This window comes from Bacillus halotolerans (assembly GCF_004006435.1).
Classification (GTDB): domain Bacteria; phylum Bacillota; class Bacilli; order Bacillales; family Bacillaceae; genus Bacillus; species Bacillus halotolerans.
The window spans coordinates 3262801-3277808 of the sequence record NZ_CP029364.1; the positions used below are offsets into that span (position 1 = coordinate 3262801).

Consider the following 15008-nt stretch of genomic DNA (forward strand, 5'->3'; position numbering starts at 1 on the left):
ACATGGTATCATAATAACAATGAAAACGACAGTTTTTCTCAATACATATCCTGAAATCTTTCTGAATAAATAAAACACCCTGACAGATTAAGGTTAACAGCAAGGGGGCTCATTATGGAGTTTGTCATTGGATTATTAATTGTACTGCTCGCGCTGTTTGCGGCGGGCTACTTTTTCAGGAAAAAAATCTACACGGAAATTGATCGTTTGGAATCTTGGAAGATTGAAATTCTCAATCGATCGATAGTGGAAGAAATGTCCAAAATTAAACATCTGAAAATGACGGGGCAGACAGAAGAGTTCTTTGAGAAATGGCGTGAAGAATGGGATGAGATTGTCACTGCCCATATGCCGAAAGTTGAAGAGCTCCTTTACGATGCCGAAGAATGCGCGGACAAATACCGGTTTAAAAAAGCCAATCAAGTGCTCGTTCATATCGACGATCTCCTGACAGCGGCGGAATCGAACATTGAAAAGATACTCCGGGAAATCAGCAATCTCGTCACAAGTGAAGAAAAGAGCCGCGAAGAGATTGAACAGGTAAGAGAACGCTACTCAAAGTCCCGAAAAAACCTGCTGGCATACAGCCACCTTTACGGAGAGCTTTATGACAGCCTTGAAGCAGATCTTGACGAGATTTGGAGCGGGATCAAACAGTTTGAAGAAGAGACAGAGGGCGGGAACTATATTACTGCAAGAAAAGTTCTCCTTGAGCAGGACCGCAATCTAGAACGGCTTCAGTCGTACATAGATGATGTGCCGAAACTGTTAGCCGACTGCAAGCAGACGCTGCCGGGCCAGATTGCAAAGCTCAAAGACGGATATCGCGAAATGAAAGAGAAAGGGTATAAGCTTGAGCATATCCAGATTGATAAGGAACTGGAAAACCTGTCAAATCAGCTGAAACGGGCAGAACATGTTTTGATGACTGAGCTGGATATTGATGAAGCATCTGCCATACTGCAGCTCATAGACGAAAATATTCAATCTGTTTACCAGCAGCTCGAGGGTGAAGTTGAAGCAGGCCAATCTGTGTTAAGCAAAATGCCTGAGCTGATCATTGCTTACGATAAGCTGAAAGAAGAGAAGGAGCAGACAAAGGCGGAAACTGAACTGGTGAAGGAAAGCTACAGACTGACAGCTGGTGAGCTAGGCAAACAGCAGGCCTTTGAAAAGCGCATTGATGAAGTCGGCAAGCTGCTTGCGTCAGTAAAAGATAAGCTGGATGCAGAGCATGTCGCCTACTCTCTTTTAGTTGAAGAGGTTGCATCAATTGAGAAGCAGATTGAAGAAGTGAAAAAAGACCATACGGATTACCGTGAAAAGCTGCAGGCTCTTAGAAAAGAAGAACTGCAGGCGAGAGAGACACTTGGCAATCTGAAAAAAACAATTTCTGAAACAGCAAGACTGCTGAAGACAAGCAACATCCCGGGCATCCCGAGTCATATTCAAGAGATGCTGGAAAACGCGCATCATCACATTCAAGAAACGGTCAATCAATTAAACGAAATTCCTTTAAATATGGAAGAGGCCGGAGCCCATCTGAAACAAGCGGAAGATATCGTGAACAGGGCAAGCCGGGAATCAGAGGAACTGGTAGAGCAGGTTATGCTGATTGAAAAAATCATTCAGTTCGGAAACCGATTCAGAAGCCAGAACCATATTTTATCTGAACAGCTGAAAGAAGCGGAAAGACGGTTTTACGCTTATGATTATGAAGAATCCTATGAAATTGCGGCTGCAGCTGTAGAGAAAGCTGCGCCAGGTGCTGTGAAAAAAATAAAAGCTGATTTATCCGCTTAAATTCAGATCGTAAAAAAGAGCCCGCAGTTTATGAGCGGGCTCTTTTTTATTAAAAAAACGCCTGCGCAGTAACGCAGGCGACCATAACATTAACTTATTTCTTTAAGCTGCTGTTTGGATGTACCGATGAAAAAGGTAAGAATATAGCCGATAATGGCGGCGATGATTCCAGGAATCACCCAGCCGATGCCAAGGCTGTATAGCGGCAGATTGTCATTTAAAAACGTATTTAGAGCTCCGAGCGAAAAGCCGGCTGCTTTTATTCCGTCTAAAATACTGAATAATCCTGTACCGATTAAGCATGCAATGTAAACTTCACGTCTTTCTTTAAAGAGCTTATCAATAAATGAAAGAACGATAATGACAATGGCAAGCGGATAAATAGCTGATAAAATAGGAACTGAAAAAGCGATAATTTGAGCAAGCCCGAAATTAGAAATCATCAAGCTGAATAAAGTGACGATGGTAACGACAACTTTATATGATAACGCAGGGATAAGCTTTGAAAAATATGTGCCGCAAGAAGTGACAAGCCCAACGCTTGTGGTTAAACACGCGACTGTGATAGCTGATCCAAGTACGATATTTCCTAATGAACCGAATAAATAATGGGACGATGCTGATAAAATTTTAGCTCCTTCACCAACAGGCCCGATTGCGTTTGTGCTTGTTGCACCTAGGTAGGCCAGAGAAACATAAATGAATGTCAGCCCTAATGCAGCAATTATTCCGGCTTTAATACAAGCTGCCGCAAGAGCTTTTGATTGTGTAACGCCTCTGCTTTTCACAGCATTTACAACGACAACACCAAATACGATTGAAGCAAGCGCGTCCATTGTTTTGTAGCCTTCCAAAAATCCTTTAAATACCGGTGTTCCTTTATATGCTTCCGTTACTGCACCTAAACCGCCCATTGGCGTGATAATCGCTTTGAGAACAATCACTAAAATAATTGTGAATTTAATTGGAGTGAGAATTTTTCCGATTCGATCCACGACTTTGGTTGGGTTTAGCGCTAAATAGTAAGTAATGCCGAAAAAGATGAGTGTAAAAATTAATAAAGACAGTCTTTCAGGAACGCCAGCCAGAAACGGAACTGCACCAATTTCATAAGAAACGGTTCCTGTTCTCGGGATGGCGAATAATGGTCCGATTGATAAATAAAGCACAACAGTAAATACTGTACCGAATGCAGGGTGAGCTTTATCAGCAAGTCCTTTAGCATCCTTGCCGGTTAATGCGATAGCGATAATTCCGAGAAGAGGCAGACCTACCCCGGTCAGTAAAAATCCGCCGATGGCTTTCCAGACATTGTGTCCGGCTGCTTGTCCAAGTTCCGGCGGATAAATCATATTTCCTGCTCCAAAGAATAGCGCAAATAGCATGAAACCAATAATAATGGTATCTTTGACAGGCAGTGAGTGTTTCATGAAAATCCTCCTAATAATTATGTTAAAATATTCTGTCAATTAATTGTCAGATAATATGACGAAACGAACAAATCTTATTATATGGTAAAAAATTTAGAAGTCAATACTAGCTTTTTGTAATTTTCTATTAAATTTTGTTATGGTAACATAAATATCATACCTTGTACCGCTTTCATAAAGGAGTAAAAAAAGATGATATATTTAGATAATAGTTCAACGACCAAACCTTATAATGAAGTCTTGAACGTTTATGAACAGACTAGCAGCCGATATTTTGGCAATCCTTCATCTTTGCACCGATATGGAGCCGAAACGGAACAGCTGCTTCAGGCAGCCAAAAATCAAATAAAAAGAGCCTTGGGCCTAAAGAATTATGATATTGTATTTACGTCAGGTGCTACAGAAGCTAATAATGTGGCTTTAAAAGGAGCCGCTTTGTCAAAGATAAAAACAGGCAAACATATCATTGCCACTTCTATCGAACATCCGTCCGTTACTGAATCTTTGGAGCAGCTGACAGAGCTATTCGGGTTTGAAGTAACTTATCTTTCAGTAAATGAAGATGGATTTGTGTCCATTAAGGAACTGAAAGATGCGATTCGGCCGGATACCGTGCTTGTCAGCATGATGCATGTGAACAATGAAGTTGGCTCCGTGCAGCCGATTGAAGAGGCTGGAGAAGTGCTGAAGCAGTATCCGAACATTCTGTTTCACGTCGATTATGTGCAAGGCATCTTTAAAGTTCCCTTGGCGATCGAGAATGCCGGCATTGATCTTTGTTCCATATCCGGCCATAAATTCCACGGACTGAAGGGGACAGGTGCACTTTTAGTAAAGGAAGGAACGCGTCTTATCCCGCTGATAACAGGCGGCTCCCAGCAAAAAGGCATACGTGCAGGAACCGAGCATACAGCAGGTGCGGTTTCACTGGCCAAAGCCATCAATCTTGCGGCTGATGATTATCATCATCACCTTGAAAGAATGGCGGCCGCAAAGGAATTGTTTATGAAAAGGCTGAGTGATTCAGACGGTGTTGTCTTAAATACGCCTCACTTCAATAGCGCTCCGCATATCATTAATTTCTCTGTGCCGGGCATAAAAGCGGAGGTGCTTTTGCATATGCTGGAGGAAAAGGATATATTCGTTTCAACGACATCAGCCTGCTCGGCAAAGGAACATAAACCGAGCAAAGTCCTGTTACAGATGGGCAAGGGAGAGCAGATCGCCGGAAGCAGCATCAGAATCAGCTTAAACTACAGCCAGACAAGCGATGTGACAGAGCCATTTATGAACGCGCTTGTGCCTGGCATCAAAAAACTAAAAAAAATGATGAGGTAGAACATGAATTACGATCATATATTAATTCGTTTTGGGGAGATATCAACCAAAGGAAAAAACAGAAAAAGCTTTATTGAACGTTTAAAGCAAAACGTCAGGCTTGTCCTGAAAGACTATCCAACATTAAAATACTTTTCTAATCGGGATCGTATGACGATTACATTAAATGGAGTGGACCCTGAGGCTCTTTTTCCTCACTTGAAACAGGTGTTTGGCATTCAAAGCTTCAGTCTGGCCATTAAGTGTGAGAGCCGCCTTGATGATATTAAAACAACTGCCCTTCAGGCGATCAAGGATCAATACCGGCCTGGTGATACGTTTAAAGTCGCGACAAAGAGAGCGTATAAACAGTTTGAATTAGATACGAATGAAATGAACGCTGAAATCGGCGGCCATATTTTGCGAAATACAGAAGGGCTGACAGTTGATGTCCGCAATCCAGACATTCCGCTCAGAATTGAAATCAGGGAGGAAGCAACCTTTTTGACGATTCGCAATGAAAAAGGCGCCGGCGGTCTTCCGGTCGGTTCAGCGGGGAAAGCGATGCTGATGCTTTCCGGCGGTTTTGACAGCCCGGTAGCCGGTTTTTACGCAATGAAAAGAGGACTCTCAGTAGAAGCTGTCCATTTCTTCAGCCCGCCATACACAAGCGAACGTGCGAAACAAAAAGTGATGGACTTAGCGAAGTGTCTGTCTCGCTTCGGAGGAAGCATGACGCTTCATATCGTCCCGTTTACAAAGACGCAAGAGCTGATCCAAAAACAAATTCCTGAAAACTATACGATGACGGCAACCCGCCGCTTAATGCTTCAAATTGCCGACAGAATCAGAGAAAAAAGAAACGGGCTCGCGATTATTACGGGGGAAAGCCTCGGACAGGTAGCGAGCCAGACGCTTGAAAGCATGTACGCGATTAATGCGGTTACGTCTACACCGATTCTGCGTCCGTTAATCGCTATGGATAAAACAGAAATCATCGAAATATCACGGGAAATCGGCACATACGAAACAAGCATCCAGCCATTTGAAGATTGCTGCACGATCTTTACGCCGCCAAGCCCGAAAACACGCCCGAAAAAAGAAAAAATCGAACACTTTGAGAGCTTTGTGGATTTTGAACCGCTGATTCAAGAGGCGGTTGATCACATTGAAACAATGACATTATATAGCGAACAAGAAGCAAACGACAAATTCGCAGAACTCTTTTAACTAAGAGTCGGCTCCTGTATACAATTACCAAAGATTTTCTGTATGAAGCCATGTGTTTTAACACATTCTATACTCACAAGGAGGTGAGACACATGGCTAACAATAACTCAGGTAACAGCAACAACCTTTTAGTACCAGGAGCTGCTCAAGCTATCGACCAAATGAAATTGGAAATCGCTTCTGAATTCGGTGTAAACCTTGGAGCAGAAACAACTTCTCGCGCTAACGGTTCTGTTGGAGGAGAGATCACAAAACGTCTTGTATCTTTTGCTCAACAAAACATGGGCGGAGGACAATTCTAATTTACAATTTCACATAATGGCTTAGGAGTGGGGTTTTTCCCCACTCTTTTTCGTTTTTTTATAAAAAAGGACCAGCGGCCTATAAAAACCGATGTTTATGGAGCTTGTTTTTAGGCATATCCTTACGGAAACGGCATGTATTTATGTATAATGGGTGGAGAAAGTGAGGAGTTGTTCGTGTTGAAACGAGAAGATTTAATTGCCCCAATGGAATACAATTTAGTTAATGAAATCGAAAAGTTCAGTGCAACTGGACAAAAAACCGCCCTATTATGGGAGGATGAATCGGGCAAACAAAAATCATGGTCGTATGAAAAGCTTATGGAAGAAACAAATAAAATCGGTGCGGCTCTGGCTGATCTTGGATTTAAAAAGGGAGATAAACTGATTGTAATGGTGCCGCGTGTGCTCGAAGCCTATGCCGTTTATCTGGCTATCCTGAAATCGGGAATGGTCGTTATTCCTTGTTCTGAAATGCTTCGTGCGAAAGATCTTGAATACCGGATTGAACATGCCGAAGTGAAAGGCGCCATTGTTTATTCTGCTTTTATTGGCGCTTTCCGTGATGTCAGTACTGCAGACCGCCTGATTAAACTTTCTATTGGTGAAAATGATGCCGGATGGAAAAATCTATTAACGATTGATGCGGATGGAAGCCGTTTTCAAACTGCTGATACAACAAGAGAAGACATGGCGTTCTTGTCTTATACTTCCGGAACAACGGGACAGCCGAAAGGTGTTGTACATACACATGGATGGGCATTTGCTCATTTAAAAACATCTGCCGGTGCATGGCTTGATATTTCTGAACAGGATACCGTATGGGCGACTGCTGCGCCAGGCTGGCAAAAATGGGTATGGAGTCCGCTATTGGCGGTACTCGGAAGCGGAGCAACAGGTTTTGTGTATCAAGGCAGATTCAAAGCTGAAAAATATTTAGAGCTTTTAAACCGCTACAAAATCAATGTTTTCTGCTGTACGCCGACGGAATACCGTTTAATGGCAAAGGTCGAAGGCTTAGATAGCTACGATCTTTCAGCCCTGCACAGCGCTGTTTCAGCCGGTGAGCCGCTCAACCGCGAAGTGATTGACGTGTTCCAAAAGCATTTCGGCGTCAAGGTCAGAGACGGATACGGCCAAACAGAAAGCACGCTTTTAGTCGGTGTCTTAAAGGATATGGACATTAAACCGGGAAGCATGGGAAAACCGACACCGGGAAATCAGGTGGAGATCATCAATGAAGACGGTGAAATCTGCAAAACTGGTGAGGTTGGTGATATCGCTGTTCACCTCAGCACCCCGGCACTCTTTAAAGAATATTTTAAAGATCCGGACAGAATGAAAACACAAATTCGCGGCGATTATTTCCTAACAGGAGACAGAGCAAGAAAAGATGAGGATGGTTACTTCTGGTTTGAAAGCCGGAATGACGATATCATTATCAGCTCCGGCTACACGATCGGGCCATTCGAAGTGGAAGATGCGCTCGTGAAGCACCCTGAAGTCAAAGAATGTGCTGTCGTCGCAAGCCCTGATGAAATAAGAGGCTCCATCGTTAAAGCATACGTTGTCCTGCAAGATCACGAAAAACGCAGTGATGAGCTCGTCAAAGTTCTGCAAAATCATGTGAAGACCATTACGGCTCCATACAAATATCCAAGAGAGATTGAATTTGTCGAAAGCCTGCCGAAAACGGCTTCTGCAAAAATCAGACGAGTGGAATTAAGAAAACGTGAAGAACAGCTCAAAGCCAATAAAGAGACGTAAAGAAAGAGAGTGAACGTGAATGAAGGCGATATGGCACGGCGGTTTCATTTATACGATGCTCGAAGAAGGCCACCAAACGGAGGCTGTTTATGTTGAGGATGGTGTCATAAAAGGCACCGGCAGCTATGAGAGTCTGAAGAAGAAATACAGTTCACCGGAAACAAAAGACATCAGTTTGAACGGAGCAGTCATGTTTCCAGGATTTGTGGACAGCCATTTGCATCTGATCGGGCACGGAGAAAAACAGCTCCAGCTTGATCTGTCTTCGTTTACATCTAAAGAAGCTGTGCTGCAGGCTGCGAAGGCAAGAGAAGAGAGCCTGTCTGAAGACGATTGGCTCATTGGAGAGGGCTGGAATGAAAATCAATTCCAGAAGCCGGCTTATTTGACGAAGCATGACCTTGATCCTTTATTCCCGAACAGGCCCGTCCTGCTCAAGCGGGTATGCAGGCATGCAATAGCGGTCAATTCTGCGGCGCTGCAAGCCGCAGGAATTTCAAAAGCCACTCCTGATCCCGATGGCGGAGTCATTGGCAGAGATGCAGACGGTGAGCCGACGGGGCTTCTGTTTGATAAGGCGCAGGATCTGGTCCTGCAAGCCGTTCCGCCTGTATCTCAGCACTATGTTGATCAGGCGCTTACAGCGGGCATTCAGGATTGCTGGACAAAAGGCCTGACAGGCGGCCATTCGGAAGATTTGTCTTATTACGGCGATGTGTCCGTTCCGATGAAAGCTTATGAGACGGCTGCGGCAAGCGGAAAGTATCCGTTTCGCTGTCATTTGCTCGTTCATCATGAAGCGGTTGATCGGTGGGAGCAAATGAAGAAGCCGTCTGGCCCGTACGTTGAATTCGGTGCGATGAAACTATTTTCTGATGGAGCGCTTGGCGGGAGAACAGCTTTGTTAAAAGAACCGTATCATGACGATCCTTCTACAAACGGTGTTCAAGTCCATGATGATGAAACACTCAGCCGCCTCGTTCAAAAAGCGAGAGAGAAAGGAATGGAGGTTGCCGTCCATGCCATTGGCGACCTTGCCTTTGAAAAAGTGCTGCAGGCTGTCGAGCAGCATCCGCCAAAAAGCGGCCGGCATGATCGTCTGATCCATGCTCAGGTGCTGAATGATGAACTGATTGAAAAAGCAGCACGCATGCCGATTGCTCTTGATCTTCAGCCTCATTTTGTCGCCAGTGATTTTCCGTGGGTGATTGACCGTCTTGGAGAAGGCCGTATGAAAACAGCTTTTGCTTGGAAAACACTGATCTCTAAAGGCATTTTATGTGCAGGGGGTTCTGATGCTCCGATTGAGCCTGTTGAGCCGCTTCTCGGCATTCAGTCTGCGGTGCTCCGGACAAGCAGCCGCGAACAGAACGGTCCGAGCTATAACGAAAGCGAGTGTTTAACAGTATATGAAGCTATCAGGCTTTATACAGCAGGAAGTGCTGAGATCATTTACAAAGAGCAGACACGGGGGAAAATAGCCGAAGGGTATGACGCGGATTTTACCGTTCTCAGTGAAGATCCGTTTACAATTGACCCGAAACAGCTTCATCTTTTAAAGATAGAAAAAACCGTTATCAACGGTCAGATTGTATATGAGAATCAACAGTAAAAAGGACAGGCGAATAGCCTGTCCTTTTCTTTTTCTATAAAAATGTCCGTTTTACTTTCTCCCAAAATGAATTGTCCTTTAGTTTCACGGTTTTTATTTTTTTATCAGACAGCTTGATTTCAATCGTTTTCACGTTTCTTGTGCTGAGTGCTTCATTGTCCAAACCGATAATCGGGTGTTCATTTCCGGCTTGCACCACACGAAGCGTCAGCTTTCGTTCAGAGCTGAGGACAAACGGAGAGCCTAGAGTGCGGTAGGTATTATTGTTAAGCGAAGCAAGCTCCGTCACCTGCATGCAGGGAAGCAGCGGATCAACGACAGCTCCGGCCACAGACTTATTATAAGCTGTGCTGCCTGTAGGCGTGGAAATAATCATCCCGTCTCCTCTGAACGTTTCGAAGTGCAGATCGTCAATCAGCACATCCATCACAAAGGTTTTAATTATGCTCGAACGAATGGAAACTTCGTTTAAACAATGAAAAGGACTGGTCTGATCCACTGTCACTTCAATCAGCGGATATTTTCTGACCTCAATTTGTTCAAACGTCATCGCATCCACCATTTTTTCATGCTCATCACTATTAAAATCACAGTATAAATGAGCTTTCCCCTTTTTGGTGATGCCGACGTATAAGCAGTCGTCACGGAAATTCGTCTTTCTGACCGCCTGCAAAAATGTACCGTCTCCGCCTACACTGGCAATAATATTGGCGTCAGAAGGCTGATTGACAACAGTAAATCCGTTCTCTTCAGCCAATTGTGTTAAGGAGCTGACTTGTTTGTTTGTTTCCTGGTCCTGTTTGTGAAAAAAATAAACATTACGGCGATGATCGGTCATATCCCATTTCCCCTTTGCTGTCATATTTAAGTTTTTCTGCCATCCAGTATTTGTGATAAAATACCTTTGGTCATAAGTGTACCACGTTTGCCGGCAGCCCGTTAAGCCGGAGCTTTCTCATCAATGAAACATTTTTTCATTTGAATCGTATAATGAGAGAGTTTGGGAAAAAGGAGGAGAAAAAATGAATGCAAAAAGATGGATCGCATTAGTGATCGCCCTTGGAATTTTTGGCGTGTCCATCATCGTCAGTATCTCAATGAGTTTCTTTGAAAGTGTCAAGGGTGCCCAAACAGACCTTACGTCACTGACAGATGAATCTCAGGAAGTGACGCTTGAAAACGGAAGCCTTTCCAGCAAAATCGCCGTTTTGGAGGTCAGCGGCACCATTCAGGATAATGGTGATTCAAGCAGTCTGCTCGGTTCAGACGGGTATAACCACCGAACATTCTTAAAAAATCTTGAGCAGGCAAAAGAGGATGATGCGGTAAAAGGGATCGTACTCAAGGTAAACTCTCCGGGAGGCGGAGTGTATGAAAGTGCCGAAATACATAAAAAACTGGAAGAGGTAAAAAAAGAAACAAAAAAACCAATCTATGTGTCAATGGGATCGATGGCAGCTTCCGGAGGTTATTATATCTCAACAGCTGCCGATAAAATTTTTGCGACACCGGAAACCCTGACAGGATCTCTTGGGGTTATCATGGAGAGCGTGAATTATTCAAAGCTGGCTGATAAGCTCGGCATCTCTTTTGAGACCATTAAAAGCGGAGCTCACAAGGACATTATGTCTCCTTCCCGTGAGATGACAAAAGAAGAAAAAAATATCATGCAATCTATGGTTGATAACTCCTATGAAGGCTTTGTCGATGTCATTTCGGAAGGCCGCGGCATATCGAAAGCGGAAGTAAAGAAAATCGCGGACGGGCGCGTGTATGACGGGCGGCAGGCGAAAAAACTGAATCTTGTGGATGAACTCGGATTTTATGATGATACAATTGCGGCCATGAAAAAGGATCATAAAAACTTGAAAAACGCTTCTGTCGTCTCTTACGAGGAAAGCTTCGGATTAGGCTCTCTGTTTACTATGGGAGCGAACAAAATGTTTAAAAGTGAAATTGATTTTCTGAATATGAGAGAAGTTCTTTCACAATCCGGTTCGCCGAGAATGATGTATCTCTATGCGAAGTAGGAGGGATCAATAATGGATGCGACATATGAAGAGTTAGAGCGCAGCGACATCGCAGGCCCGGATCAAGCGGAACAGCTCACACACGCATATGCGGGCTTTTGGGTCCGTTTTTGGGCTTTCCTGCTTGATTGGCTCGTTGTGTGGGGGTTAAACCATTTAATCGTTTCTCCCATCTTTACTTTACTGGATCTGCCGAAAATATCCGGCATGTTCACCATCTCAGCGTACAGCATCACAACGCTTTTCGTTTATCTGGCATACTTTGCGCTGATGACCAAATACTTCAGACAAACGCTCGGAAAAATGGTGTTCGGCCTTAAAGTAATTTCTGTCAAGCAGGGCTATAAGCTGACATGGAGCACTGTGATTTTCCGTGAAGTGGTCGGGCGGTATATTGATAAAATTTGGATTTTATATATCATCGTCGCTTTTTCTCCTAAAAAACAGGGGATTCATGATTACATTGCTGATACAACTGTGGTGCACGAAAAATTATATCGTAAATAACAGCTAAACCCGGACCCCGTCCGGGTTTATTTTTTGCTGAATGGGCGATAATGCTTCCTAGAGGAAGTGAAGAATATGGTATATGTGCTGTCAGCCATTCTTATTCTTATAGGTATCGTGCTGCTTCTCAGAATGAAAATTCATGTTGGCGCGGAGTATCTTCATGCTGAGGATAATGACAAAATAACTTTGAAAATTACAACGCTGTTTGGCCTGGTTCGGATTAAAAAAACAATTCCGGCGATTAAGGTGAACAAAGATGATGGAACAGTCGATATCAGACAGAACACAAAAACGAAAGTGAAAAAAAGCAGCAGCAAGAAAAAAATTACGTTTGATGATGTGCAGCAAAGCATCAATAAAATTGAAATGCTTCTGCATCATGTCACTAAGTTAAGGAAAATCAGCGCCTCTTTTATAGCGCATTTGCATATCACAAAACTCGAATGGATCACAGTTGTCGGGGTTCATGACGCAGCAGTGACAGGTGTGTTAACGGGTGCCGTATGGGGAGTCAAAGGCGGTATCGCAGCTATGCTTCATGACCATTTAGACTTTGTGAACAAGCCTGTTTATGAAGTGATTCCATCGTTTCAAGTCCCTGTTTCCAAGACCCATTTTCAGTGTATATTCTTTTTTCGCTTTGGACATGCTATGCTTGCAGCTTTCAAATTCGTCAAATACGGACGGGAGCTTTCTGTATTAAAGAAAAATCCGTCGGCTCGAATGACTTCAAAGAATGATTCATCAGTTTAAGGAGGAAGCGTATATGGCAGACCATCCCATCCAAGGTTTAATGAAAACCGCAATGGAAAACTTGAAGGAAATGATTGATGTTAACACAATCATCGGGGATCCGGTTGAAACACCGGATGGAAGCGTGATTTTAACCGTTTCTAAAGTCGGATTCGGATTCGCCGCAGGCGGCAGCGAGTTTGGCGGCAAGCCGGCTGAGAAAAAATCGGAAGACGATGAAACAAGAGAACAAAAACTGCCCTTCGGAGGCGGAAGCGGAGGCGGTGTGTCCATTACGCCGATCGCGTTTTTAATTGTCGGTTCGACTGGCATCAGAATGCTTCATTTAGATGAAAATACACATTTGATTGAGAAAATTCTAGACGCAGCCCCTCAAACACTGGAACGCATACAGCAAATGTTTAAGAAAAATAACAAGAATCAAAACCAAGGCCAAAATCAAAACCAAATGAACAATATGAATTATTAAAGAAGGGTTAACTGCGGCGGCCGCAGTTAACTTTTTTTTGGCATAAACTTTGCAGTTTGCAAGAAACTTTACTATGATAGAGACATACATACGAAAGGGAGGAATTATAATGGCTGAAATTACATTCAAAGGCGGTCCTGTTACGCTTGTCGGACAAGAAGTGAAAGTAGGGGATCAAGCTCCTGATTTCACAGTGCTGACAAACAGCCTTGAAGAAAAATCGTTAGCTGACATGAAAGGAAAAGTAACGATTATTTCTGTTATCCCTTCAATTGACACAGGCGTTTGCGATGCACAAACCCGCCGCTTTAATGAAGAGGCTGCAAAGCTTGGAGATGTCAACATTTACACAATCAGTGCGGACCTTCCATTTGCACAGGCGCGCTGGTGCGGAGCAAACGGAATTGACAAAGTAGAAACTCTGTCAGACCACAAAGACATGTCATTTGGCGAAGCGTTCGGTGTATACATAAAAGAACTTCGTCTGCTTGCGCGTTCCGTATTTGTGCTTGATGAGAACGGAAAAGTCGTTTACGCTGAATATGTAAGCGAAGCAACGAACCACCCGAATTATGAAGAGCCGATTGAGGCTGCCAAGGCATTATTGAAGTAAGCAGGTGAAAAAAGCTCCAGGCTGCCGCCGGAGCTTTTTTCATGGCAAGGAGGAACACATTATGCAAAACGATCATGTAGGTGCGGTATACGGGCTGCTGGATGATGCCGCGATCATCATAAAAAATGAATTGCAGATTTCATATATAGAAGCGCTTGCCGAAGCGGGAGAAATGTATTTTCTTGAAAAAACAGATCAGCTGAAGCTGCCGAATGAGAAGGCTGCAAAGCTTCAAGCACTGCTTGAAAAAGCCGAATTTGACACATATGAGCACGAGTGGGTGCGCAAAGCATTCCAGCTTGCCGTCCTAAAGGGATTAAAGGATATATCCCATCCAAACAGACAAATGACACCGGACACAATCGGGCTTTTTATCAGTTATCTGGTAAATAAGTTTATGGCAGGAAAAAAGGAGTTAACGCTTCTTGATCCGGCTGTCGGAACGGGAAATCTTCTGTTCACCGTGTTAAACCAGCTGTCTGAAAATACGGTGAAAAGCTATGGCATAGAGATAGATGACGTGCTCTTGAAAATCGCCTATGACCAGGCGAACCTTCTGAAAAAAGAGCTGGAACTGTTCCACCAGGACAGCCTCGAGCCGCTGTTTATCGATCCGGTTGACACAGTGATATGCGATCTGCCGGTTGGCTATTATCCGAATGACGAAGGGGCAAATGCCTTTGAACTGAAAGCGGATGAAGGCCATTCCTTCGCCCATCATTTGTTTATTGAGCAAAGCGTCAAGCATACGAAACCGGGCGGATACCTGTTCTTTATGATCCCAAATCATTTGTTTGAAAGCTCTCAAAGCGACAAGCTGAAGCAGTTTTTCAAGGACAAGGTTCATATCAATGCACTATTGCAGCTGCCGAAATCAATTTTTAAAGACGAAGCCCATGCCAAAAGTATCCTTGTGCTTCAGAAAACAGATGAAGAGACGAAAGCGCCGAACCAAATTCTGCTTGCGAATCTGCCGTCTTTCTCCAACCAGAAGGCGATGCTCGACATGATGGCGCAAATAGATGCGTGGTTTACTAAGGAAAAATAGAAAATGAAAAAACAGTTTGAGCGTCCGTCATATGAGGAAGCTTAAGCTGTTTTTTTGTTTGAACATCAGAGGGCAGATAAACGAATTGAATAGGGTTTCAAAACACAAAATACGAAAGGAGAAA

The 15008-nt window shown here is 43.7% G+C and carries 14 protein-coding genes; 12 read left to right on the plus strand and 2 right to left on the minus strand.

Translation table 11 applies throughout. The features are described from left to right. Nucleotides 1–114: 114 nt before the first annotated feature. Nucleotides 115–1803: a septation ring formation regulator EzrA gene (gene ezrA, locus DIC78_RS16765; protein ID WP_044153843.1), complete on the plus strand. Its 1689-nt coding sequence runs from the start codon at nucleotides 115–117 to the stop codon at nucleotides 1801–1803. An 89-nt stretch (nucleotides 1804–1892) separates the two neighbouring features. Here the strand turns inward: ezrA and brnQ are convergent, their stop codons facing one another. Then, the gene (brnQ, locus tag DIC78_RS16770; RefSeq protein ID WP_095714206.1) at nucleotides 1893–3233 is read right to left on the minus strand and encodes a branched-chain amino acid transport system II carrier protein; all 1341 of its coding nucleotides are present in this window, start codon (nucleotides 3231–3233) and stop codon (nucleotides 1893–1895) included. A 192-nt stretch (nucleotides 3234–3425) separates the two neighbouring features. On the opposite strand from brnQ, the gene DIC78_RS16775 reads away from it, so the two are divergent. The 5 genes from DIC78_RS16775 (at nucleotide 3426) to DIC78_RS16795 (ending at nucleotide 9461) form a co-directional block, all read left to right on the plus strand. Continuing rightward, nucleotides 3426–4571, plus strand: coding sequence for a cysteine desulfurase family protein (locus tag DIC78_RS16775; protein ID WP_105990207.1), 1146 nt, complete (start codon nucleotides 3426–3428; stop codon nucleotides 4569–4571). Between the two features lie 3 nt (nucleotides 4572–4574). Continuing rightward, nucleotides 4575–5780, plus strand: coding sequence for a tRNA uracil 4-sulfurtransferase ThiI (thiI, locus tag DIC78_RS16780; protein WP_106020267.1), 1206 nt, complete (start codon nucleotides 4575–4577; stop codon nucleotides 5778–5780). Nucleotides 5781–5872: 92 nt separating this feature from the next. Continuing rightward, nucleotides 5873–6082: an alpha type acid-soluble spore protein SspA gene (sspA, locus tag DIC78_RS16785; RefSeq protein WP_014114778.1), complete on the plus strand. Its 210-nt coding sequence runs from the start codon at nucleotides 5873–5875 to the stop codon at nucleotides 6080–6082. A gap of 177 nt (nucleotides 6083–6259) precedes the next feature. Then, entirely contained in the window at nucleotides 6260–7849 is a 1590-nt protein-coding gene (gene mbcS, locus DIC78_RS16790; protein WP_106020266.1) for an acyl-CoA synthetase MbcS, read from the plus strand. Between the two features lie 19 nt (nucleotides 7850–7868). Continuing rightward, complete coding sequence (locus DIC78_RS16795) at nucleotides 7869–9461, plus strand: amidohydrolase (protein ID WP_106020265.1); 1593 nt, start codon at nucleotides 7869–7871, stop codon at nucleotides 9459–9461. Between the two features lie 34 nt (nucleotides 9462–9495). Here DIC78_RS16795 and DIC78_RS16800 read toward each other — a convergent pair whose 3' ends face one another. Further along, nucleotides 9496–10299 carry an NAD kinase gene (locus DIC78_RS16800; RefSeq protein ID WP_024122495.1) on the minus strand — a complete coding sequence of 268 codons (804 nt, stop codon included), beginning with the start codon at nucleotides 10297–10299 and terminating at the stop codon, nucleotides 9496–9498. Nucleotides 10300–10483: 184 nt separating this feature from the next. Between DIC78_RS16800 and sppA the strand changes: the two genes are divergently transcribed. From sppA to DIC78_RS16830, 6 genes are all read left to right on the plus strand, one after another. Then, nucleotides 10484–11491, plus strand: coding sequence for a signal peptide peptidase SppA (sppA, locus tag DIC78_RS16805; protein WP_044153849.1), 1008 nt, complete (start codon nucleotides 10484–10486; stop codon nucleotides 11489–11491). 12 nt (nucleotides 11492–11503) lie between these two features. Continuing rightward, complete coding sequence (locus DIC78_RS16810; protein ID WP_106020264.1) at nucleotides 11504–11998, plus strand: RDD family protein; 495 nt, start codon at nucleotides 11504–11506, stop codon at nucleotides 11996–11998. Nucleotides 11999–12073: 75 nt separating this feature from the next. Continuing rightward, on the plus strand, nucleotides 12074–12754 hold the full coding sequence (locus DIC78_RS16815) for a DUF2953 domain-containing protein (RefSeq protein WP_106020263.1): 681 nt from the start codon (nucleotides 12074–12076) through the stop codon (nucleotides 12752–12754). A 13-nt stretch (nucleotides 12755–12767) separates the two neighbouring features. After that, nucleotides 12768–13223, plus strand: a complete 456-nt coding sequence (ytfJ, locus tag DIC78_RS16820; protein WP_024122491.1) for a GerW family sporulation protein — start codon at nucleotides 12768–12770, stop codon at nucleotides 13221–13223. 109 nt (nucleotides 13224–13332) lie between these two features. Beyond that, nucleotides 13333–13836, plus strand: coding sequence for a thiol peroxidase (gene tpx / locus DIC78_RS16825; protein WP_024122490.1), 504 nt, complete (start codon nucleotides 13333–13335; stop codon nucleotides 13834–13836). Between the two features lie 61 nt (nucleotides 13837–13897). Further along, the gene (locus DIC78_RS16830; RefSeq protein WP_106020262.1) at nucleotides 13898–14884 is read left to right on the plus strand and encodes a class I SAM-dependent methyltransferase; all 987 of its coding nucleotides are present in this window, start codon (nucleotides 13898–13900) and stop codon (nucleotides 14882–14884) included. Nucleotides 14885–15008: the final 124 nt, after the last annotated feature.

Coding starts and splice junctions, on each gene's coding strand:
- ezrA (WP_044153843.1), top strand. CDS start 115: ATGGAGTTTGTCATTGGATTATTAATTGTACTGCTCGCGCTGTTTGCG.
- brnQ (WP_095714206.1), bottom strand. CDS start 3,233: ATGAAACACTCACTGCCTGTCAAAGATACCATTATTATTGGTTTCATG.
- DIC78_RS16775 (WP_105990207.1), top strand. CDS start 3,426: ATGATATATTTAGATAATAGTTCAACGACCAAACCTTATAATGAAGTC.
- thiI (WP_106020267.1), top strand. CDS start 4,575: ATGAATTACGATCATATATTAATTCGTTTTGGGGAGATATCAACCAAA.
- sspA (WP_014114778.1), top strand. CDS start 5,873: ATGGCTAACAATAACTCAGGTAACAGCAACAACCTTTTAGTACCAGGA.
- DIC78_RS16795 (WP_106020265.1), top strand. CDS start 7,869: ATGAAGGCGATATGGCACGGCGGTTTCATTTATACGATGCTCGAAGAA.
- DIC78_RS16800 (WP_024122495.1), bottom strand. CDS start 10,299: ATGACCGATCATCGCCGTAATGTTTATTTTTTTCACAAACAGGACCAG.
- sppA (WP_044153849.1), top strand. CDS start 10,484: ATGAATGCAAAAAGATGGATCGCATTAGTGATCGCCCTTGGAATTTTT.
- DIC78_RS16810 (WP_106020264.1), top strand. CDS start 11,504: ATGGATGCGACATATGAAGAGTTAGAGCGCAGCGACATCGCAGGCCCG.
- DIC78_RS16815 (WP_106020263.1), top strand. CDS start 12,074: ATGGTATATGTGCTGTCAGCCATTCTTATTCTTATAGGTATCGTGCTG.
- ytfJ (WP_024122491.1), top strand. CDS start 12,768: ATGGCAGACCATCCCATCCAAGGTTTAATGAAAACCGCAATGGAAAAC.
- tpx (WP_024122490.1), top strand. CDS start 13,333: ATGGCTGAAATTACATTCAAAGGCGGTCCTGTTACGCTTGTCGGACAA.
- DIC78_RS16830 (WP_106020262.1), top strand. CDS start 13,898: ATGCAAAACGATCATGTAGGTGCGGTATACGGGCTGCTGGATGATGCC.